We start from the raw sequence: 19,130 nt of genomic DNA on the forward strand, positions 1-19,130 counted from the left end.
CGGGGTCAGGCCGCCGCTTGGGCGCGCTTCTCGTTCTTGATGACAACGCTCGGGTCTGGATTGGCGGACGGGATCGCAAGCCCTTGCTCACGGAGCAACTGAACGTGCTCTTCGACGCCCCAGCGCGCCTTGTACAAGCAGTCTTCGATGGAATGCCCAACGCCGGTGAATCCAGTCAGATCGGGAGAATAGAATCCGAAGAAGTTGGGGTCTTCCGTGGCTTCGATCACCAGCGAGTACTTGAGGTCGATCATGTCACCTCCCCTGTGTGATGCCTGCCGCCTTCAAGATCGCGGCACAGGTACCGGTCGGCACCTCTTTGGCTCCGTGGTAGTCGATGCGCACCAAACCAGTCAACCCAGGCTTCGCGTAGTACCGGATAGATCCCTTCTCGCGCAGGAGGCGAAAGCCGTGCTGCTCCAACAGGCGCACCAGCTCGCTGAACTTCACACGTCGGGGTGTACTGCCCTCAGCACCCCAAGTCCAGCGCGACGTTCCGACTCAGGCGTCTGTCTAGTGCCCTCTCTCTACTGCCTACTGCAGTTCAAACAGATTCGATCCATTCGCGGACGAGACGGTACCGCGGCGACCGACCCCTTCGCTTGCCATCAACGATTCGAGGGTGGCGAGGTCGGCTGGTGTGTTGGCGAGGAAGCGGCGGCCGTCGGCGAGACGGCCGATGATGATGCCGCGAATCGGATTGCCGTCGCGGTCATGCGCGACCGTGTAGGTTTCGATCGTGCCGTTGCCGCTCGGCTCGGTAGCCAGCGCCGGATGCGGTTCGGCGTCAATCTGCGCTTGATAGTTCTTTGGATCTTCGCGCACGAACGGACGATCGGGCGGCGTCGCGCTGTAAATGCCCGCCGAGTGCTTGGTGACGTACCAGCCCAGACCCGTGACTAACCCTTTGCTGTCAGGCTTTGCGCGCAGCTTGGCCATCATCGTCGCGATCGAGTGCATGACGAAGTTGTTGCCCGGACCGCCGTGGTAGGGCAGGCCGCCGGTGACCGTCAGCGGGCGCGGATCAGCCAAGGGAATCCCGAGCATGTCGCGCCCGAGTTGCATGGCGCTGGGAAAACAACTGTAGAGATCGAAGTAGTCGATGTTGTCGATGCCGAGTCCAGCCATCGCCAGTGCCTTCTGTCCCGCCATGCGAATCGCCGGCGAGGTGAAGTAATTCACGCGCTCGGAGACGAACCAGTGATCGTGCGCATCGCCGCAACCCCAGAGATACACCCAGCGCGATGGATCGATGCCGAGCGCGCGCGCGTGACCGACCGAGGTCATCAGCACCGCGGCCGATTGATCGACGTCCAGGATCGCGTTCATGTACTTGGGATACGGAAAGCCGATCATGCGGTTCTGCGGCGTGACCGTGGTGATCTCCTCGGCGCTGCGCCGTTGCGGGAACCATGCATACGGATTGGCGGCCGCCACTTCGGTGAAGCGGCTACACAGATCGCCCAGGCGCGCGCGATGTTGCGCCAGACTCAGGCCGTAGTGCGCGCGCAACGCGTTCTCGAACGCCGGATAGATCGTCGTCGGCAACATCAGGCCGTGCGTGGTCTCGTAGTCGTTGGTGCCCTGGCGCGCATCGCCGACGATCGTCGGCGTACCTTCAGCACCGGACGACCACGGCAATGTGATCCCGGCGCGCCGGGCGCGGGCGACGGTGTACACGGCTTCAGAACCGGCGAGCAGCGCCAGTCGCGTCTTGCCCGCGGCGATTTGCGCCGCCGTCTCGTTCACCAACCATTGCGGCGTGTTGCCGCCGAGCGACGTGTAGATCTCGCGGCTGGGATGGGCGCCGAGCTGCTCCGCCAGCGCGCGCGGCGGATTGCCGTAGTGCCAGCCGAAGATGTTGACCACCGAAACGTTGTCGAGTGTGGCCAGCAGCCGTTCGTCCGCGCTGGCGTCGGCCGCCGCGCGGCGCGCGCACTCGGCCATCGTCAGCAGCGGCTCCTTCGCCTGCGCCGTATCGACGTCCTTCTGAGTGTACTGTCCGGCGCCGATGAGGATGGGGGTGAGATCGTGCATGGTCGTGAGTCGTGAAGCGTGAGTCGGGAGTCGTTAGTCGTGAAGCGTGTTCGTGACTCGTGCTCGTGACTCGGATTCGGTCAATCGGGGCAACGCGGTTCTCTCCATCTCAATTCCACAATCCGCAATCGCCATTCCGCATTCGGAACATTCCGCAATCCCCAATCCGCAATCTAAAGTCCGCAATCATCCTGGTACCGGTCCGAGCTGCGCGAACTCGGCGAGGATCTGCGCGCCGTCTGTCCGCGCGGCCAACTCGGTGCGAATCTGATTCATGCGATAGTTGAGCATGCGATCGCGGCGCGGACCGGCGCCTGGGTTGTTCAGGATCTTGTTGCAGATCGCATCGATCACCGTCGCACCGGGAATCTCTTTGCCGTCTTGATCGATCACGGTGCGGGCGCGGGTCTCCGCCAGCGCGCACTGCAGGTAGCTGACGTGGATGGTCTCGTCGGCGGTGATGTAGTCGACCATTCGCGGCGCGAAGTCGGGCGCGGCGGAGCAGTCGGGATCGCTCAACACTTCCTTCGCCCAGGCAAAGGTGCCGTAGGCGAGCAACTCGATCACCAACAGTTGCGTGAAGACTGACAGCAGCAGCTCGAACATCGGATTGAGAGTGGGGAAGAGGAACTTCATCTCGCCGACGCCGATCGCGTCGGGTGACGGCTTGGCCGGACCCGAGTAACCCGGCGGCGGAGCGATCGGCAGATTCTCGTACATGTCGGGCGTCACGGGCGGATTGTTCAACGCGGCGTCGCGGATCGCGTACCACATCTGGTCGTGCCCCGCTTCGGTCGCGCTGCCCGCCTCGTCGTTGCCGTGAGCGTCGAGCAGACCTTTGGAGAGATGCGCCAGGCAGGTGTTCTCGATCGACTCCTTGAAGAGCGGTTGCCAGTCTGGACGCGGCAGTCCGCGGAGGCCGTCGTTGCCGAACCCCTCGGTGATGCCAATGAGCGTGAGGATACGCGTCATTGCGCTGCGCGCGCCGTGGCGGAGCAACACTTTCGTCTGCGCTACGTTAGGGAAGAAGCGCAGATCGAGCTGTTCGAAGCGAATGACTTGCGTCGGATGCCCCTGCGCGGCGAGTTGTTCAGTCCACGCCTTGATCGCGTCGAGCCGATGCCGCGAACGTGGCGGGACGTAGCGGCCCTGTTGATCGAGGCCGCCATGGAACAGCACCTCGCCGCGGCGGATGCGCGAGGCGAAGTCGCATTCGGCGACAATCTCGTCATAGGTGTAGCTGAGCTTGGCACTCATGGTTTGCTCCTTCCAATGTTTACCCCGAGGCGACGAGCGCGGAGGGTTATCTGCCGACGGCCAGCGGTCGGTTTCTTGACCGCTGCGGCCATCTCCGGCCAGCGCTCGGGGCACATGACGCCATAGAGCAGCAGGCGCTTCAATTCACGGGTGAAGCGGCGTGTTGCCGCCGCGCTGCCGCCCTCATCTTTGGTTCCACTCCGTCCACGCAGCGACCACACCAGAATGGCCGCAAGTAAAATGTGACCCAGCATCTCGGGATCGATGCCAGGTTGCGTGCGATCGCTGCTTGCCAACGTCTGCATCGCCTTCATATAGCGCGTCCAGCCGACGCGGTTCGGCAACTGGATGTTCGCCAGCATCTGGAACATCCACAGCCGCGCGATCTCGGGATGCTGCAAGAAATACTCGACCATGTGATCGATGCGGTCGCCGGGCGCGATGTCGGCGGTGAGCATGCGGCTGGTCTCGTCGGCCAGCCGCGCCATCACCGCACCGACGAGATCGTCGCGGGTGCGGAAGTGTTGATACGCGGTGGTGCGGTTGACGCCGGCGCGATGGGCGACGTCGGAGACCGTCAACGCTTCGGGGCCGCGTTCCGCCATCATCGCCCGCGCCGCAGCCACGATCTCTTCGTACGTGCCTTCCGGATCGCGTCGCCGGCGCGCGCCGAGCCGAACCACCTGAGCCATGCCATCCTGTGTAGTCGAGGTGCAAGGCGTAATCAACAACAGTGTTGTTTATCCTGCATCGGGCCAATCTTCACCACGAAGTCACGAAGCGCGAAGTCTGGGTAGGGGCGCTGCTCGCTGCGCCCCCGCCGGGCCGGGCAAGCGCGGCCCCTACGGCCCCGCCCCTGCGAGTTGTAGGGGGCGCACGGCGTGCGCCCTCTGTCCATATAGGCAGTTCCATCTCATCGCCGGATTTGCCAAGCTGCGCTGCGATGCGGAGGCCGACATGACATCCACGATCAAAGACCGGACGGCGATTGTTGGAATCGGGCAGACGGCATTCGGCAAAGGACTCGATGCCAGCGAACTATCGCTGGCGTGTCAGGCCATCTCGCTGGCGCTCGATGATGCCGGACTCGCGCCATCGGAAGTCGATGGTCTGGCGATGTTTTCGATGGAGAGCGGGCGCGAGGTGGAAGTGGCGCGCAACGTCGGCCTCGGCGACATCACCTACTTCGGCGAGATCGGCTACGGCGGTGGCGCCGGCTGCGGCGCGGTCGGACACGCGGCGATGGCGGTCGCCACCGGGCAGTGTAACGTCGCGGTGGCGTGGCGCGCCCGCAAGCGCTCGGCGAAGGGCAGCCGCCCGTGGGCCAACGTCAACGCGCGGCTCGGCGGGTCGAACCAATGGACCCGCCCGTTCGGCTTGCTGCGACCGGTGGACGAGGTTGCCATGCTGGCGCGCCGCTACATGCACGAGTTCGGGTGCACGCGCGACCACCTCGCCAATGTGGCACTGGCATTTCGCAAGCACGCCAACCGCAACCCCAACGCGACGATGCACGAGAAGCCGATGACGCGCGCCGACTACATGAAGGCGCGCTGGATCTCCGAGCCGCTGTGCCTGTTCGATAACTGCCTCGAAACCGACGGCGCGCTCGCGGTCGTGCTCGTGTCGGCGGCGCGCGCCAAGGATCTCAAGCAGCGCCCCGTTTACCTCCACGCCTTCGCGCAGAGCATTCCGCGCCAGCACCAGGTGATGACGAACTATTTCACCGACGATCCGCTGCTCGGCCCCTCATGGGCGTGCGCGCGACTGCTGTGGCAGCACAGTGACTTCGCGCCGCGCGATGTCCGTGTCGCCCAACTCTACGACGCCTTCAGCCCGTTGATTCCGCTCTCCCTCGAAGGCTACGGCTTCTGTGGTCGCGGCGAAGGGGCGGCGTTCACCAACGACGGCGCGCTCGAATGGCCGAACGGACGCCTGCCCACCAACACCGCCGGTGGTGGCATGTCGGAGGCCTACGTGCACGGATTCAATTTGGTGTTGGAAGGCGTCCGGCAGATGCGCGGCACGTCGACGAGCCAGGTCGACGGAGCCGAGTCCTGTTTGGTGACCAGCGGCGAGGGAGTCCCGACCAGTGCGTTGCTGTTACGGAGGTGAACGATGGAAAGCGCCTTTCTTCTTCCTGATCCAGATGACGACGACGCCGCGGATTTTTGGAGAGGCACAGCGCGCGGAGAACTGTTGGTGCAAACCTGCGCGGCATGCGGCCAGCGCCGAATTCCGCCGCGCCCGATGTGCCCCGCGTGTCGTTCGCTGCAGCACCGATGGGACAAACTGTCGGGATGCGGCACGATCTGGTCGTTCGTGATCGCGCATCCGCCGCTGTTGCCGGCGTATCAGGCGCTCGCCCCGTACAACGTGATCACGGTGGCGCTCGACGAAGACCCGAAGCTACGGCTCGTCGGCAACCTGATCGCGCGTCCCGATGGTGCGATCAACGAGATCGACCCGGCAACGATCCGCATCGGCGAACCGGTACGCGTGGTGTTTCAGCAGGTGGAGGATGTGTATCTGCCGCGTTGGATAGTTGGCAGGGGGCAGTAGGCAGGGGACATGGGCAACGGGCAACGGGAGAAGATCCGAACTGCCGACTGCCCCCTGCCGACTGCCTACTGATTCTAGGGCCAGAACAACCGCCGGGCTGCCGCGTGCAACTGTTCGCGGAAATCGGGATGAGCGATCTCGATCAGCGCCAGCGCGCGCTCGCGCTGTGTCAGACCTTGCAGGTTGGTGATGCCGTGCTCGGTGACGACGAAGTCGACGAAGGTGCGCGGCACGGTGACGACCGTTCCGGGATCGAGTTGCGCCACGATGCGCGACACGCGGCCGCCGCGCGTGGTCGATGGCAGCACGTGAATCGCGCGGCCACCGTCCGAGTAGAGCGCGCCCATCGTCCATACCAGTTGACCGCCCGGACCGGTGTACATCTGCGAACCGATCGACTCGGACGCCACTTGTCCGGTGAGGTCGATCATCGAGGCCTGATTGATCGCGACCAAGTTCTTGATGCCGCTGATGCGCGGCAGGTTGTTGACCCACTCGATCTCGTAGAGCGCGATGCGCGGATTGTCGGCGCAGTAGTCCATATCGGCGCCGGGTACGATGAACGACGCGGTGGTCACTCCGGGATGGTACGTCTTGTACTTGCCGGTCACGGCCCCGGCTTTGATCAACTCGACCGCCGAGGCGACGAGAATTTCTGAATCGATGCCGAGGTCGTGCTTCTCGGTGAGATAGCTACCCATGCACGACGACAGAGTTCCCGTGCCGATTTGCAGCGTGTCGCCATCGTTGATCAGCGTCGACACGTAGGCGCCGATGACTTCGGTGACCTCCTGGCGCTCCGCTGTCAGCTCCGGCACGGTCAGCGCGATTTGGCGCTCCTGTTTCTCGACCAGGAGATCGAACTCGGACAGATGGATGAAATTGTCGCCGCGAGTGCGCAGTCCCTTGCCGCCGACTTCGGCGATGCTGAGCTTGGCCGCGCGCAGCAACGGTTTGGAGTGCCACAGCGAGTAGCCGAAACTGACGAAGCCGCGTGCGTCGGGCTGGGAAACCGGCGCCATGAACACGTCCGCCGAGAATCCGTCGCGGCGACCGCCGCGCAGAACCTTGGAGCCGAGACCGTAGTCGACGACGGCAAAGTCGCCGCGGCGGGCCTCGATCGACGGCCGCACCAGCACCGAGATGAAGTCGGTGACGAACTGAATGTGCTCCTCCCACCCGGGCTCGCCGTTCGCCCACGGATGCGGATGCCGCGTCGCACCTTGCAGCACGCGCACCCCGTGCAACTCATCGCGACGGCGCGCCAACGCGTTGAGCAGCGTCACCGGAACGGGGCCCATCGGAAAGCGCACGAAGTCGCCGTCCTTCACGCGCCGCGCGGCCTCATCGGCGGTGACGAGCTTGTCGCGGAAGCTATCGCGCCAATCGGGATTCACGATGCAATCTCCGAGTGTCCGACGAAAGCTGGTGCACGCAATGCGAAGCCCTCTCCCGCATCACCAGCGGGAGAGGGTGTGGGTGAGGGCTTCGACAACGAGATGACCGATGCGCGCTTCACTTGTGCCTACTCCTTACGGCGTGCGGGCGGCAGTCGCGCGGCGCTCGGAATTGGCAAGTCTCCGCCTTGAAGCGCTGCAACTCGGTCTCAGCGTTTTCCGAGTAGTCTACAATCGGGTCGATCTCCATCCCGTTTGATGTCAGGAGCCAGTACCAATCGTATGAACCGCCTGCGAGGAAGTACTTGTGCTTGATCACGATCAGACACCCGCGGCAGTTTCCTTCGTGGATGACATCGAGCATATTGCCACCGCCGAGCGGCTTCACCCGACCGGTGGTCACGTCCACGTTGTAGATGCAATTGGAAACCGCTGCACAGTTAGTCATGAAGAATACCGAGCGCCCGTCGAACGCGAACTGGGGATTGGAGAAACTGGCCAGCGAACTCTCCTGACCCGGTTTGGTGGGGCTAGCCACGAGCCGTCGCGCTCCCCTTCCGTCGCTGCTGATGATCCAAATCTCTTGCGGATAGGCATCATCTCGCCCGGTCCATATCTTCGGGCCGTCTAACGTGCGGATGAATGTCACATACTTCTTGTCGGGCGACAGAGTTGGCGCCGCGTCTTTGCCTGACGACGTGAGCTGCTTAGTTTGTCCCGTCGCGTCAGTGAAGAAGATGTTGCCGTCCTTTTCGAACGTGGTCTGCGCGGCCGCCGACATGGTGAGCAGCGCGGTCGTCAGCAGGGTCACGCCGAAGGAAGCCCTCACCCTCACCCTCTCCCGCTGGTGATGCGGGAGAGGGAATGTCTTCCCGCTTGCGTTCACGTCAGCTCGGTACGCCGTACACCTTGCGCACGTTCTCGCCCAACAACTTTGCCCGCGCGGTTGGTGCGCACTTGCCGGCGAGGTCCTCCAACTCGGCGATGTAGTCGCCGGTGTGATCGGGGTGCGGGAAGTCGGAGGCCCAGAAGAAACGGTCGGTGCCGAAGAGGTCCATCAATGCCGGGATCGTGGTCTCGTCGGGATCGCACGAGATCCAGCACTGGCGGCGGAAGTAGGCGCTCGGCTTCTCCTTCAGCGGCACGGCGCCGCCGAGCAGCGACGAGGCGTAGCCGTCCATGCGGTCGAGCCAATAGCCGATCCAGCCCGCACCGGACTCGAGGATGATGATCTTGAGCCGCGGGAAGCGATCGAAAACGGCGAACTGAAACAACGTGGTGAAGGCGTGGCGCACGGCGTCGGCCGCGGTCACATTGAGAAAGAAGTGATTGCCCTGGAGATTGTCGAAGCGTCCCGGCGTGGCCCACTTGGGTTCAAAGGTTGGATGGATCGCCAGCGGCACGTCGAGATCTTGCGCCGCGGCGAACAGGACATCGTGATCCGGGTGCCCGTGCGGGCGCTTGGTCATCGTGAACGGCGCGACCCAGCCGCCGCGCGCGCCGGCGCGTACCGCGCGCTGCAGTTCGATCGCCGCCGCCTGCGGATCGCCGAGCGAGAGATGCGCGATCGGAATCAGCCGCCCGCCGCTGTCGGCGCAGAAGTCGACGATCCAGCGGTTGTAGGCTCGGGTGTAGGCCTGCGCGATCTCGGCGTCGGTGCACTCCGCCTCCCACAGCACGCCGAGCGTGGGATAGATGAAGGCCGCCGCCAAATTTTCCTGATCCAAGCGCTGCAGCCGCTCGCGCGCGTTCATCGCTCCGAACGAGGCGCCGCCGACGTAGGTGTGCTCGGCTGACGGCAAGACATCGGCGAGCTGCCGACCCATGCCACCGAGCAAGCTCAGCATGCCGCCGCCGACGACCTTGGATGCGGCGCCGTTGATTTCGAGACGCTCCAGACCGTTGCTGTCGCGGCGAAAGCGCAAGGCGCGCTCGCGATAGCGCGGCTCGAGATAGGTTTCCCACAAATCCGGCGGTTCGAGGATGTGGCCGTCGGCATCTACCGCACCGTCATAGGCGAGGCGTCGTATCGCAGTCATCACAATTCTCCTATGCGCGTTACACGGCCATGCCGTAGCATCGCCGCACGTTTTCGCCCAGCAACTGCGCGCGGGCACTGGGCGCGAGTTTGCCGGCGAGGTCCTCCAACTCGGCGATGTAGTCGCCGGTGTGATCGGGGTGCGGGTAGTCGGAGGCCCAGAAAAAGCGGTCGGCGCCGACCAGATCCATCAGAGCAGGGATGGTCGACTCCTCCGGATCGGCCGAGATCCAACACTGTCGGCGGAAGTAGTCGCTAGGCTTGTGCGTCAGCGGCAGCGCCGCGTTGGGAACCTTGGCGATGGCGTCCATGCGATCGAGCCAATAGCCGATCCAGCCGGCGCCCGATTCGAGGATGATGATCTTGAGGCGCGGGAAGCGATCGAAGACGCCGAACTGAAACAGCGTCGTGAAGGCGTGGCGCACCCCTTCGCCGGCCAGCATGTTGAGGTAGAACTGCGCGCGCCGAATGTACTGCATGTCGAAGCGGCCGGAGAACGCATGCCGTGGCTCGAAGGTTGGATGAATGCCGAGCGGCACGTCGAGGTCTTGCGCCGCGGCGAACAGCGCATCGTGATCCGGATGACCGTGCGGCTTCTTGGTGATCGCGAACGGCGCCACCCACGCACCACGGCAGCCGTCCTTCACCGCGCGTGCGAGTTCGTGCGCTGCGGCAACTGGATCGCCGAGCGAAAGATGGGCGATCGGGATCAATCGACCGCCCGAGTCGCGGCAGAAGTCGGCGATCCAGCGATTGTAGGCGCGGCAGTAGGCTTGGGAGATTTCGACGTCGTCGCACTCGGCTTCCCACAGCAGCTCGATGGTCGGATAGAGGAAGGCGCCCTCGAGCCCCTCCGCATCGAGCAATTGCAACCGCTCCGTTGCGTTCATCGAACCGAACGGCGCACTGCGTAGATATGTCCGCTGCGGGTTAGGAGCGATCTGCTCGCTGCGCTTGCCCATGCCGCCGAGCATGCCGGGCGATCCGCGCCGGGTCAGTTTCGACGGCGCGCCATTGATCTCGAGATACTCGAGTCCTTCGTCATCAGTGCGCAGCCGCAAGGCGCGATCGCGGTACCGGGGTTCCAGATACTGCTCCCACAAGTCCGGCGGTTCGAGGATGTGACCGTCGGCGTCAACGGCACCCGGATAGACTATTCGTCGTGTGGCCATGCTCAAGGCTCTCGCCCGCTTCTCTTTGCATGCGTCGGATGGGGATCGCAATCGCGGATCGCTAGCATGGCAATGCTCGAACTGTCGTTCAGAGTCCCCGGACGATTTGCCCCAAACGCCTTTTCGCGCGGCGCGCTAGCTCGATGGCCTGATTGCCAATCGTTTCTGCCGGCATGAGGATGAGACCTTTGAGCCATTCGTCTGGCCGTGCGCGAAATTCGGTAGAGTAGGCCGGGCCCGTCCAGTCTGGCGGCGGTTGGGTCGTGTAGTAGTACGCCGCGAACGAGTTTCGCGTCATTGCCTCGGGACAGCCGACCTTCGAGACGCCATGAAAACCCGGCGCTGTGGTCTCGAAAAGCACGCAGCGGTTGAGGATCGGCGCGACCTCGCGGTCGCAGTGCGTCACCGTGGCATCCCACAGTTGCAAGCCGCCGCCCCACGCGGCGGGCCAGTCGCGATTCAAGAACAGCAGGATGTTCAGACGCCGATACAACCCGCGACGCGGGATGATGTTGAAATCGGCGTGGAGGTCGAGGCGTGAGTTGGCCGCCATCAGATGCATACCGCCACCGGCGAGCTGTTCATCCGCTAGCAAGGCCGGAATGTCGGTGATGTGAGACAGCGTGGCGAGAAACTCGGGGGCGGCAAGGATTTCGTGCAACGTGCGGATCGGTTCGGGAAAGTGCTGGGGATCGCTGATCTGTACCTTGCCGCGCTCGTTGACGGTGGCGAACGTCTTCCCGACTCGACGCGCTTCCGCAAATGTCGGGTAGGCACGCGCCACTTGCTCAGCGAACTCGGCGCGCAGCAATCCATCGACACAAATGAAGTGGAACGGCCGGGCGGCTTGGAAGTCCGCGCGCAGCCGCTCGCGGTCGAGCGGATTTAGGTGCGTGTCGAATAGGGATGACATGAGCAAGTTGTCGCCGCTCTTAGCCCGACTATCGCGTGCGCTGCAACCGTCCGCCCGTCATCGGTTGTACGTGGGTTGTGCCGGATCGCTGCCTTGGCCTATGGTCGTGGGGTGACGCTGCCTGCGGCGCTTGCGCTCTTCGGTTGGATTCCGTTTGCATTGGTCCTCTTCCGTTTCCTGCCGGCACGACGCGCCGTTATCGCCAGCTTCGTCATCGGCTGGCTGTTCCTGCCCAACGCAAGCTATCCGATCCTCGGTTTGCCCGACTACACGAAGATGTTCGCGGTCTGTCTCGCCCCGCTCTTCGGTGCGATCGTGTTCGACTCCACCCGTGTACTGACACTGCGACCGCGGATGGTCGACGTGGCGATGATCGTCTGGTGCCTCTGTCCGTTTGCCTCGTCGATGAGCAACGACCTGGGCGCGTACGATGGTCTGTCAGCCGTGTTCGAGCAGAGCGTGACATGGGGCGTGCCCTACGCGATCGGTCGGATGTACTTCGGCGATCTCGTGGCGTTGAGCGAGCTGGCGCGCGGTATGTTGATCGGCGGCTTGGTGTACGTCCCGCTGTGCCTGATCGAAGTCTTCATCGGCCCCCGGCTGCATGCGCTTGTGTACGGCGATCAGCACTATGCATTGTGGAAGGCGTGGCGATTCAGCGGCTGGCGGCCGGCAGTGTTCATGTCGAGCGGCTTGGCCGTCGCGCTGTGGATGACGGCCACGACGCTCACCGGTGCGTGGCTGTGGTTAACCGGTACGTTGAGTCGAGTCGCAGGTATTCGAGCGCAGTTCTTGTTGGCGGGCTTGCTCGTGGCGACGCTGCTGACGCGTTCGGTCAACGCCTGGACTTTGTTGCTGCTCGGGAGCGTGGTGTTGGGTTGCGTTTTGCAGCATCGCCTCACGTTACTCAAGCCTCTGCCGGTTGTTTGCCTCCTGGCGATGGCGCCGACGTATGTGTTGGCGCGCGCCACAGGTCTCTGGTCCGGCGTGCAGCTCGTGCCGCCGATTGCCGCAGTGCTGAACCTCGATCGCGCGCAGTCGGTCGAATACCGGCTCATCAGCGAGCGAGCGATCGTCGACAAGGCGCAGCAACAGCCGCTATTGGGATGGGGTCGTTGGGGCCGCGCCGCGATTGAGGCTGAGCCGGGTCAGGTGGGTACGATCCGCGATAGTTTGTGGATCATCGCGTTCGGCGATAGCGGATTGGTTGGATTGATCGGCGTGATGACCGTGCTTGTGTTGCCACCTGCGTGGTTCTGGTTCCGCTATCCGCTTGAGCGATGGACGGAGCCCGCGGTCGCATCGGCCGCCGTGCTCGCGATCGTCGTCGTCCTGTACACCATCGACAGTTGCTTCAACGCCATGGTGAACCCGATCTTCATGCTCGCCGCGGGCGGACTCGTGGACCTCGGCCGCGGACCGGATGCAGCTTGAGCACTCGATGCGCTTAGCAGTGATCATCGTGAACTATCGCACGCCCGAACTCACGGTCGATTGCTTGGCGTCGCTGGTCGGCCAATGTGACGCCAACCGCGATCGCGTGTTCGTCGTCGACAACGCCTCGGGCGATGGCTCGACGGCGCGCATCCCGGACGCGATTGCGGCGAACGGGTGGGGCAGGTGGGTGCAGTTCCAGTCCGCCTCGCTCAACGGCGGATTTGCGGTTGGCAACAACCTTGTCCTCCGCTCTCTCTTGGCCTCGTCCGATCCGCCGCGCTACGTGTTTCTGCTCAATCCGGACACCATCGTGCAACCGGGTGCGATCGACGCGCTACTGGAGTTCATGGAGCTGCACCCCGACGTAGGCATTGCGGGCAGCGGCCAGGAGGATGTATCGGGAGCGCCGTTGCGAGCCGCCTTTCGCTTTCCCACCGTTGTGAGCGAGATCGAAGCCGGCATGCGGCTCGGATACCTGTCGAAGCTGCTGGCGGCCTTCGTCGTTGCGCCGCTGCCGCCGACGCAGCCGAGCCGTACCGATTGGGTAGCAGGCGCGTGCATGTTGGTGCGCCGCGAAGTCTTCCAACGCGTCGGCTTGCTGGACGAAGGCTTCTTCCTCTGCTTCGAAGATGTCGATTTCTGCCGGCGCGCGGCCGACGCCGGGTTTCCCTGCTGGTACGTGCCGCAAAGTCGCATCATCCATCTGGTCGGACAAGCCTCAGGTCCGCGGAGGGTAGGAGGTAGGACGCAGCGCCGCCCCGCGTGTTGGTTCGACGCGCGGCGCCACTATTTCGAGAAGCACTTCGGGGTAGCCTACCGCGTGCTCGCCGACGTGGGTTTCGCGTTCACGTTCTTGCTGTGGCGCATGCGGCGCGTGGTGCAGCGCAAACCGGATGCGGATCCGCCGTACTTCCTCATCGATTTTCTGCGGCACAGTATTTTCGGCGGACGTCGCCGCGCCGCTCCCGACATCACACGCTCATGAGCACCGTCGGCGCAGTGATCATCGGCCGCAACGAAGGCGAGCGTCTGCGCCGCTGCCTCGTCTCCGTGGTCGGACGGGTGCCGTTCGCGGTGTACGTCGACTCCGGCTCGGCCGACGATAGTGTTCGACTGGCGCGCGAGCTGGGCGTTGATGTCGTCGTTCTCGACGCCAGCGCACCGTTCACTGCGGCACGCGCGCGCAATGCCGGAACGGCTCGTCTCCTCACCCTCGATCCGGCGATCGAGTTCATCCAGTTCATCGACGGCGATTGCGAATTGGTGAGCGGTTGGATCGAGCGGGCGTTGGCTGAGTTCACAACCGCACCGCGTGTGGCGGTGGTGTGCGGACGGCGGCGCGAACGCTCTCCCGGTGCCTCGATTTACAACACGCTCTGCGACATCGAGTGGGACTCGCCCATCGGCGACGTCAAAGCCTGCGGTGGCGATGCGTTGATGCGCCGTGCTGCACTCCGCGAAGTCGGCGGATATACGGCGTCGCTGATCGCGGGCGAGGAACCGGAGCTCTGCGTCCGCCTGCGCGCGCGGGGCTGGATCATCCGGCGCATCGATGGCGAGATGTCGGTTCACGATGCGGCGATGATTCGCTTCGATCAGTGGTGGCGCCGGACCCAGCGTACAGGCTACGCCTTCGCGCAGGGCGCCGCCATGCATGGTCGAGCGCCTGAGCGCCATTGGGTGCACGAGAGCCGTAGCATCTGGTTCTGGGGCGTCGCGCTGCCGTTGCTCACCCTGGCGACCGTGATGCCAACGCACGGTGCGAGCGTACTGTTTCTTGCTGGCTATCCCGCCATCGCCGTACGCATCTACCGTCGCATGCGGCGACACGGACTTTTACCATCGACTGCGGGGCTGTATGCGCTGTTCTGCGTGGCGGGAAAATTCCCGGAGGCAATCGGCCAACTGCGCTTTGTCCGTGAGCGGCTGCGCCGCTCGCCGCGTCTGACCGTTGTGCCGCGCGCTTGAGTCTCAACTTCCGGAGCCGCTGTGAAAATTGCGTATCTCGTCAATCAGTATCCGATGGTGACGCACACCTTCATCCGACGTGAGATTGCGGCACTCGAGCGCCACGAGGTCGAGGTCGTGCGCGTGTCGCTTCGGCCGGCTGGCGAGGAGGTGTGTGATGCCGCCGATCACGGCGAAGCCGCACGCACGCGTGTGGTGCTCGCGCGCGGGGTGCCGGCGCTGCTCGCCACCGCCCTGCGGGTGGCGGTCGAACGCCCGGCCGCGTTCGCCGCGGCGACAACGCTAGCAATGCGGATCGGATGGACATCGGATCGCGGCGTGATTCGTCATCTGGCGTACGTCATTGAGGCCTGTACGCTGCTGCGATGGTGTGCCGCGGCGTACGTCACGCACGTGCACGCGCACTTCGGCACCAACCCCGCCGCGGTGGCGTTGTTGTGTCGCGTCCTCGGAGGCCCGCCCTACAGTTTCACTGTGCACGGGCCCGAGGAGTTCGAGCGGGCCCCTCACCTCGCGCTTGCTGACAAAGTTGCCTCCGCCGCTTTCGTGATCACTGTGAGCGAGTTCGGGCGTCGCGAGCTGTCGCGGTGGTGCGCGCCCGAGCATGCGACGCGCATTCACGTGGTACGCTGCGGTCTCGACGCGATGTTCCTATCGCAGGTGCCCACGCCGGTGCCGCGCGCGCCGAAACTGGTATGCGTCGGGCAGCTCTGCCACCGCAAGGGGCAGTTACAATTGCTCGACGCGGTTGCTCGTCTGGCAAGTGCCAATGAGGCCTGCGATCTCGTGCTCGTTGGCGATGGTCCGGCACGTCACCAGATCGAATCGCGCATTCACGCCCTCGGCCTGCGGGAACGCGTCACGCTCGTCGGATGGGCGACGGGTGCCGAGGTGCGTCAGCACATCGTTGGCGCGCGTGCGTTGATCCTACCGAGTCTGGCTGAAGGACTGCCGGTGGTCTTGATGGAGGCACTGGCGGTCGGTCGACCGGTGATTTGCACGGACGTGGCGGGTGTTGCCGAGCTGGTCGAGACCGGCACCTGTGGTTGGTTGGTGTCGCCAGGATCCGTGGACGCGTTGGTGACCGCGATGCACGCGGCATTGCGGACGCCGACGGAAGAGTTGGAGCAAATGGGCCGCAACGGTGCGGCGCGGGTCGCCCGTCTGCACAATGCAGAGTTGGCAGCGGTTACGTTGATCGGCCTGCTGCGCGCGGCGGACGGCAATCCAAGGCTACGCGACCCACATGAGCGGCGGCAATGACGTGGCTCTTGGACGCGATCGTCTTCGCTGCTTCGCTGGTGCTCCTCACCCCCATCACGGTGGTCTTCGTCGAGTGCATGGCCGCGCTGCTGCCCCTTCGCTCCGCGCGACGCGACCCCTCGTCAGCGCGCCCACGGCTCGCGGTCCTGGTGCCGGCGCGCAACGAAGCGGCGGGGATCGGTGCCTGTCTTGCCTCGCTGGTCGCGCAACTCGTGCCGGGCGACCGCCTGATCGTGATCGCCGACAATTGTGACGACGACACCGCCGAGATCGCCCGCAGAGCCGGTGCATTGGTGCTCGAACGTCACGACCTCGATCACTACGGCAAGGGCTACGCACTCGATCTGGGAGTGCGCTGGTTGGACCGCGACCCTCCCGAAGTCGTCGTCATGATCGACGCTGACTGCATCGTGGCTCCCGGCAGCGTCGACGTTCTCGCGCGTGCTGTCTCCGGCTCGCAGCAGCCGGTACAGGCGTCGAATCTCGTAACCGCGCCGGTCAACATGGAAGAGGGCGGCGATGTGTCCGCCCTTGCTTTCCTGGTGAAGAACCTGGTGCGGGCGCGCGGGCGACAGCGCATCGGCTTCCCGTGTCTGCTGGCGGGTTCGGGCATGGCGTTTCCGTGGCGGGTGATTCGAGCGGCATCGCTCGCCGCCGGCGACGCCGCTGAAGATCTCGTGCTGACGGTTCAGCTCGCGCTGTCGGGTCACCTTGCGTCCTATTGCGATGAAGCGCGGATTGTCGGGCAGCTCGCGAACGATCGCGAGCGACGACGGGCCCAGCGCAAGCGATGGGAGCATGGACACCTGGACGTGATCCGTACATTCGGTCCGCGATTGGTACGTACGGCATTGCGCGAGCGACGGCCTGCTCTGTTCGCGTTGGCGCTCGATTTGTGCGTGCCCCCACTCTCGCTCTTGTTCCTACTGTGGGGTGCGGTCACTGGTGCAGGCAGCGCGCTTGAAACGAGCAACTTCGCGACCCTGCTCGGGGGGATGCTGCTATTGGCGGCGGTCGGCGTGGCCTGGGCGGGTTTCGGGCGTGAGACTATCTCGGCCGCCGCGATGCTCACTGCGCCGTTCTACGTGCTGCGAAAGATTCCGCTGTATCTGGCGTTTCTGCGGCGTCCACAGACTCGCTGGCTGCGACCCGCACAAGCCGGCGATGTGTCCGAGTGTGCGGCGCCATTTGCCGTGGTGCGGATCGGTGGCGTGGCGGTGCACGCGATCACTGAACGCCAGTGTATTGCCCACGTGCTCGGCGAGCTGGATGCCGGGCGCGGCGGATGGTTGGTCACGGCCAACGTGGATCACCTGCACCGCTGCGCGCGCGACACCGCCTATGCCGAGTTGTGCGCTCAGGGGTCGCTCGTTGTTGCCGACGGAATGCCGCTGATCTTCGCGAGCCGTATCCAAGGGACGCCGCTGCCGGAGCGCATCCCCGGGTCGAACCTCATCTCAAGTCTGACCGCCGCCGCGGCGCAACAAGGCCGATCGATATTCTTGCTCGGCGGCGCGCTGGGTACCGCCGAGTCCGCGGCCAACGTCTTGCGCGGTCGTCATCCCACACTCCGCGTGGCCGGCACGCGGTGTCCCGCACTGGGCTTCGAACACGACCCGCACGAGCTGGCGCGCGTCATCGCGGCGGTGACCGACGCCGCACCGGATATCGTGTACGTTGCGCTGGGCAAGCCCAAGCAAGACCAACTGATCGCGCAGCTTGCCCCGGCGCTGCCGTGCACGTGGTTCGTCGGCGTCGGCATCAGCTTCAGTTTTCTCTCAGGTGATGTGCGTCGCGCGCCGCTGTGGATGCAACGTGCCGGGCTGGAATGGCTGCACCGCTTGCGGCAGGAACCATCGCGATTGGCGAAGCGCTACCTCGTGGATGACCTCCCCTATACGCTGCGGTTGTTCGTTGGCGCGGTGGTGGCGCGGCTGTGGCGCCGCTCGACGACCTCGGCGACGAACTTGTAGTAGTCGTGCGCGATCGCCGACCAAGCGAAGCGTCGAGCGAACGCTTGGGCCGCGGAGGCGGCGACGCGGCTGCCGAGCGCTTGCGTCATCCCGCGGATGACGGCCTCGTCACGCAACACATCGACCAGGACGGCGTCCGCATCGAACAACCAGCGAGTCAACTGTCGGTCGTGTGCGACCACCTGCAGTCCGCAGGCGAATGCCTCGACCTGTGTGCTGCCGAACGGTTCGTCCAGGCTCATGTGCAGCAGCAGGTCCGCGCTGCGATACAGTGCTGGCATATCGGTGTGCGGCACCGTCAGACGCTGAAACCGACCCGGCATGAGCTGCGCCGCACAGGCATCGATGTCGCGCCGCTGCCAGCCGTCGCCCGCGACCACCAGGTGCAAGTTCGGAATCTGTGCGGCGCAGCGGATGCCGTCGAGGACGCGCTTGGCAGGGATCAATCCGCTCACCATCAGCGCCACCTTGCGGTCGAGCGGAATGCCGAAGCGGGTTCGGTCGTGCGGACCCGGCCGGAATTGCTCCGGATCGACGCCGTTGGGAATCAGCGTACTGAACCATCGCGCGCGATTGCGGTCGAAGTACTCGGGACTGGTACACACCAGGCCATCGCAAGAGAAGTAGCGAAACTCGCGGTTGTCCGTCTGACACGGCCAGTCGCCGTTTTGCGTGACGAATAGGTGCGCCGGCCGCTGGCGCGCGCTCGTCCGCGCCCGCAACACCCAGTTCACGAACGGATACGAGCAGGTAACGCTCACGTCGTACGCGGCGGGGTTGTAGCTGCGCAGCAGGGCGACGGCAAAGCTGAACTCTTCGTAGCCGACGTCGCCGCGAAACATCGGCAGCGAAGGGAAACGTTCAAAGCGCTCGCGAGCGAAGCAGGGCACGTGGACGAAGCGATACGGTTCAGCCGGGCGCGCGTGCCCGGAGCCGAACAGCGTGACCTCGCACGCTGTCTCGCGAACGAGGGCGCGGGCCAGCGCCTCGAAGGCAGTCTCTGCGCCCCGCGCGACGCAGTGGAGTCCGGGAAGAACGAAGGCGATGCGCATGGCGAGCCGGGAGACGAGGTTCAGTGCAGCGGGCGCATTCGCTTTGTCATCGCTGGCGAGT

The 19,130-nt window shown here is 64.6% G+C and carries 18 protein-coding genes; 7 read left to right on the forward strand and 11 right to left on the reverse strand.

From position 1 onward, the window contains the following. Positions 1-5 precede the first annotated feature (5 nt). The 5 genes from HYR72_18865 to HYR72_18885 all read right to left on the reverse strand — a co-directional run bounded on the left by HYR72_18865 (position 6) and on the right by HYR72_18885 (position 3,986). Positions 6-254 carry a type II toxin-antitoxin system HicB family antitoxin gene (locus HYR72_18865; GenBank protein MBI1817044.1) on the reverse strand — a complete coding sequence of 83 codons (249 nt, stop codon included), beginning with the start codon at positions 252-254 and terminating at the stop codon, positions 6-8. Between the two features lies 1 nt (position 255). Next, entirely contained in the window at positions 256-450 is a 195-nt protein-coding gene (locus tag HYR72_18870) for a type II toxin-antitoxin system HicA family toxin (GenBank protein MBI1817045.1), read from the reverse strand. A gap of 84 nt (positions 451-534) precedes the next feature. After that, complete coding sequence (locus HYR72_18875; GenBank protein MBI1817046.1) at positions 535-2,037, reverse strand: acetyl-CoA acetyltransferase; 1,503 nt, start codon at positions 2,035-2,037, stop codon at positions 535-537. A gap of 186 nt (positions 2,038-2,223) precedes the next feature. Beyond that, a complete protein-coding gene (locus tag HYR72_18880) occupies positions 2,224-3,294 on the reverse strand; it encodes a hypothetical protein (protein MBI1817047.1) in 1,071 nt (356 codons plus the stop codon). Further along, complete coding sequence (locus HYR72_18885) at positions 3,291-3,986, reverse strand: TetR/AcrR family transcriptional regulator (protein ID MBI1817048.1); 696 nt, start codon at positions 3,984-3,986, stop codon at positions 3,291-3,293. The genes HYR72_18880 and HYR72_18885 overlap by 4 nt, the downstream gene beginning before the upstream one ends. 265 nt (positions 3,987-4,251) lie before the next feature. Between HYR72_18885 and HYR72_18890 the strand changes: the two genes are divergently transcribed. Both HYR72_18890 and HYR72_18895 read left to right on the forward strand, forming a co-directional pair. Next, the gene (locus HYR72_18890) at positions 4,252-5,409 is read left to right on the forward strand and encodes a lipid-transfer protein (protein ID MBI1817049.1); all 1,158 of its coding nucleotides are present in this window, start codon (positions 4,252-4,254) and stop codon (positions 5,407-5,409) included. A gap of 3 nt (positions 5,410-5,412) precedes the next feature. Next, positions 5,413-5,856: an OB-fold domain-containing protein gene (locus tag HYR72_18895; GenBank protein MBI1817050.1), complete on the forward strand. Its 444-nt coding sequence runs from the start codon at positions 5,413-5,415 to the stop codon at positions 5,854-5,856. A gap of 74 nt (positions 5,857-5,930) precedes the next feature. On the opposite strand, the gene HYR72_18900 is transcribed toward HYR72_18895, so the two are convergent. The 5 genes from HYR72_18900 to HYR72_18920 all read right to left on the reverse strand — a co-directional run bounded on the left by HYR72_18900 (position 5,931) and on the right by HYR72_18920 (position 11,376). Next, positions 5,931-7,253 carry an acetyl-CoA hydrolase/transferase family protein gene (locus tag HYR72_18900; GenBank protein MBI1817051.1) on the reverse strand — a complete coding sequence of 441 codons (1,323 nt, stop codon included), beginning with the start codon at positions 7,251-7,253 and terminating at the stop codon, positions 5,931-5,933. 118 nt (positions 7,254-7,371) lie between these two features. Further along, positions 7,372-8,064: a hypothetical protein gene (locus tag HYR72_18905; protein MBI1817052.1), complete on the reverse strand. Its 693-nt coding sequence runs from the start codon at positions 8,062-8,064 to the stop codon at positions 7,372-7,374. A gap of 76 nt (positions 8,065-8,140) precedes the next feature. Then, positions 8,141-9,292, reverse strand: a complete 1,152-nt coding sequence (locus tag HYR72_18910) for an amidohydrolase (GenBank protein ID MBI1817053.1) — start codon at positions 9,290-9,292, stop codon at positions 8,141-8,143. Positions 9,293-9,311: 19 nt separating this feature from the next. Further along, positions 9,312-10,463: an amidohydrolase gene (locus HYR72_18915; GenBank protein ID MBI1817054.1), complete on the reverse strand. Its 1,152-nt coding sequence runs from the start codon at positions 10,461-10,463 to the stop codon at positions 9,312-9,314. A gap of 88 nt (positions 10,464-10,551) precedes the next feature. After that, positions 10,552-11,376 carry a 2OG-Fe(II) oxygenase gene (locus HYR72_18920; protein ID MBI1817055.1) on the reverse strand — a complete coding sequence of 275 codons (825 nt, stop codon included), beginning with the start codon at positions 11,374-11,376 and terminating at the stop codon, positions 10,552-10,554. A 93-nt stretch (positions 11,377-11,469) separates the two neighbouring features. On the opposite strand from HYR72_18920, the gene HYR72_18925 reads away from it, so the two are divergent. The 5 genes from HYR72_18925 to HYR72_18945 are packed head-to-tail and all read left to right on the forward strand — an operon-like array spanning position 11,470 to position 18,017. Continuing rightward, positions 11,470-12,810: an O-antigen ligase domain-containing protein gene (locus HYR72_18925; GenBank protein MBI1817056.1), complete on the forward strand. Its 1,341-nt coding sequence runs from the start codon at positions 11,470-11,472 to the stop codon at positions 12,808-12,810. Next, positions 12,800-13,798 (forward strand): glycosyltransferase family 2 protein, encoded by a 999-nt coding sequence (locus HYR72_18930; GenBank protein MBI1817057.1) that lies wholly within the window; start codon positions 12,800-12,802, stop codon positions 13,796-13,798. Before HYR72_18925 ends, HYR72_18930 begins: the two co-directional genes overlap by 11 nt. Next, the gene (locus tag HYR72_18935; GenBank protein MBI1817058.1) at positions 13,795-14,781 is read left to right on the forward strand and encodes a glycosyltransferase; all 987 of its coding nucleotides are present in this window, start codon (positions 13,795-13,797) and stop codon (positions 14,779-14,781) included. Before HYR72_18930 ends, HYR72_18935 begins: the two co-directional genes overlap by 4 nt. 21 nt (positions 14,782-14,802) lie before the next feature. After that, a complete protein-coding gene (locus HYR72_18940; protein MBI1817059.1) occupies positions 14,803-16,044 on the forward strand; it encodes a glycosyltransferase family 4 protein in 1,242 nt (413 codons plus the stop codon). Further along, positions 16,041-18,017 carry a WecB/TagA/CpsF family glycosyltransferase gene (locus HYR72_18945; GenBank protein ID MBI1817060.1) on the forward strand — a complete coding sequence of 659 codons (1,977 nt, stop codon included), beginning with the start codon at positions 16,041-16,043 and terminating at the stop codon, positions 18,015-18,017. The genes HYR72_18940 and HYR72_18945 overlap by 4 nt, the downstream gene beginning before the upstream one ends. On the opposite strand, the gene HYR72_18950 is transcribed toward HYR72_18945, so the two are convergent. Continuing rightward, positions 17,939-19,069, reverse strand: coding sequence for a glycosyltransferase family 4 protein (locus HYR72_18950; GenBank protein MBI1817061.1), 1,131 nt, complete (start codon positions 19,067-19,069; stop codon positions 17,939-17,941). The two genes, HYR72_18945 and HYR72_18950, sit on opposite strands and share 79 nt — an antisense overlap. Positions 19,070-19,130: the final 61 nt, after the last annotated feature.

This window comes from Deltaproteobacteria bacterium (assembly GCA_016178705.1).
Taxonomy (GTDB): Bacteria; Desulfobacterota; Binatia; order HRBIN30; family JACQVA1; genus JACOST01.

Bases quoted from the DNA above. Each gene is read 5' to 3' on its own strand.
- HYR72_18865 (MBI1817044.1), bottom strand. From the start codon at position 254: ATGATCGACCTCAAGTACTCGCTGGTGATCGAAGCCACGGAAGACCCC.
- HYR72_18875 (MBI1817046.1), bottom strand. From the start codon at position 2,037: ATGCACGATCTCACCCCCATCCTCATCGGCGCCGGACAGTACACTCAG.
- HYR72_18880 (MBI1817047.1), bottom strand. From the start codon at position 3,294: ATGAGTGCCAAGCTCAGCTACACCTATGACGAGATTGTCGCCGAATGC.
- HYR72_18885 (MBI1817048.1), bottom strand. From the start codon at position 3,986: ATGGCTCAGGTGGTTCGGCTCGGCGCGCGCCGGCGACGCGATCCGGAA.
- HYR72_18890 (MBI1817049.1), top strand. From the start codon at position 4,252: ATGACATCCACGATCAAAGACCGGACGGCGATTGTTGGAATCGGGCAG.
- HYR72_18895 (MBI1817050.1), top strand. From the start codon at position 5,413: ATGGAAAGCGCCTTTCTTCTTCCTGATCCAGATGACGACGACGCCGCG.
- HYR72_18910 (MBI1817053.1), bottom strand. From the start codon at position 9,292: ATGACTGCGATACGACGCCTCGCCTATGACGGTGCGGTAGATGCCGAC.
- HYR72_18915 (MBI1817054.1), bottom strand. From the start codon at position 10,463: ATGGCCACACGACGAATAGTCTATCCGGGTGCCGTTGACGCCGACGGT.
- HYR72_18920 (MBI1817055.1), bottom strand. From the start codon at position 11,376: ATGTCATCCCTATTCGACACGCACCTAAATCCGCTCGACCGCGAGCGG.
- HYR72_18930 (MBI1817057.1), top strand. From the start codon at position 12,800: ATGCAGCTTGAGCACTCGATGCGCTTAGCAGTGATCATCGTGAACTAT.
- HYR72_18935 (MBI1817058.1), top strand. From the start codon at position 13,795: ATGAGCACCGTCGGCGCAGTGATCATCGGCCGCAACGAAGGCGAGCGT.
- HYR72_18945 (MBI1817060.1), top strand. From the start codon at position 16,041: ATGACGTGGCTCTTGGACGCGATCGTCTTCGCTGCTTCGCTGGTGCTC.
- HYR72_18950 (MBI1817061.1), bottom strand. From the start codon at position 19,069: ATGCGCATCGCCTTCGTTCTTCCCGGACTCCACTGCGTCGCGCGGGGC.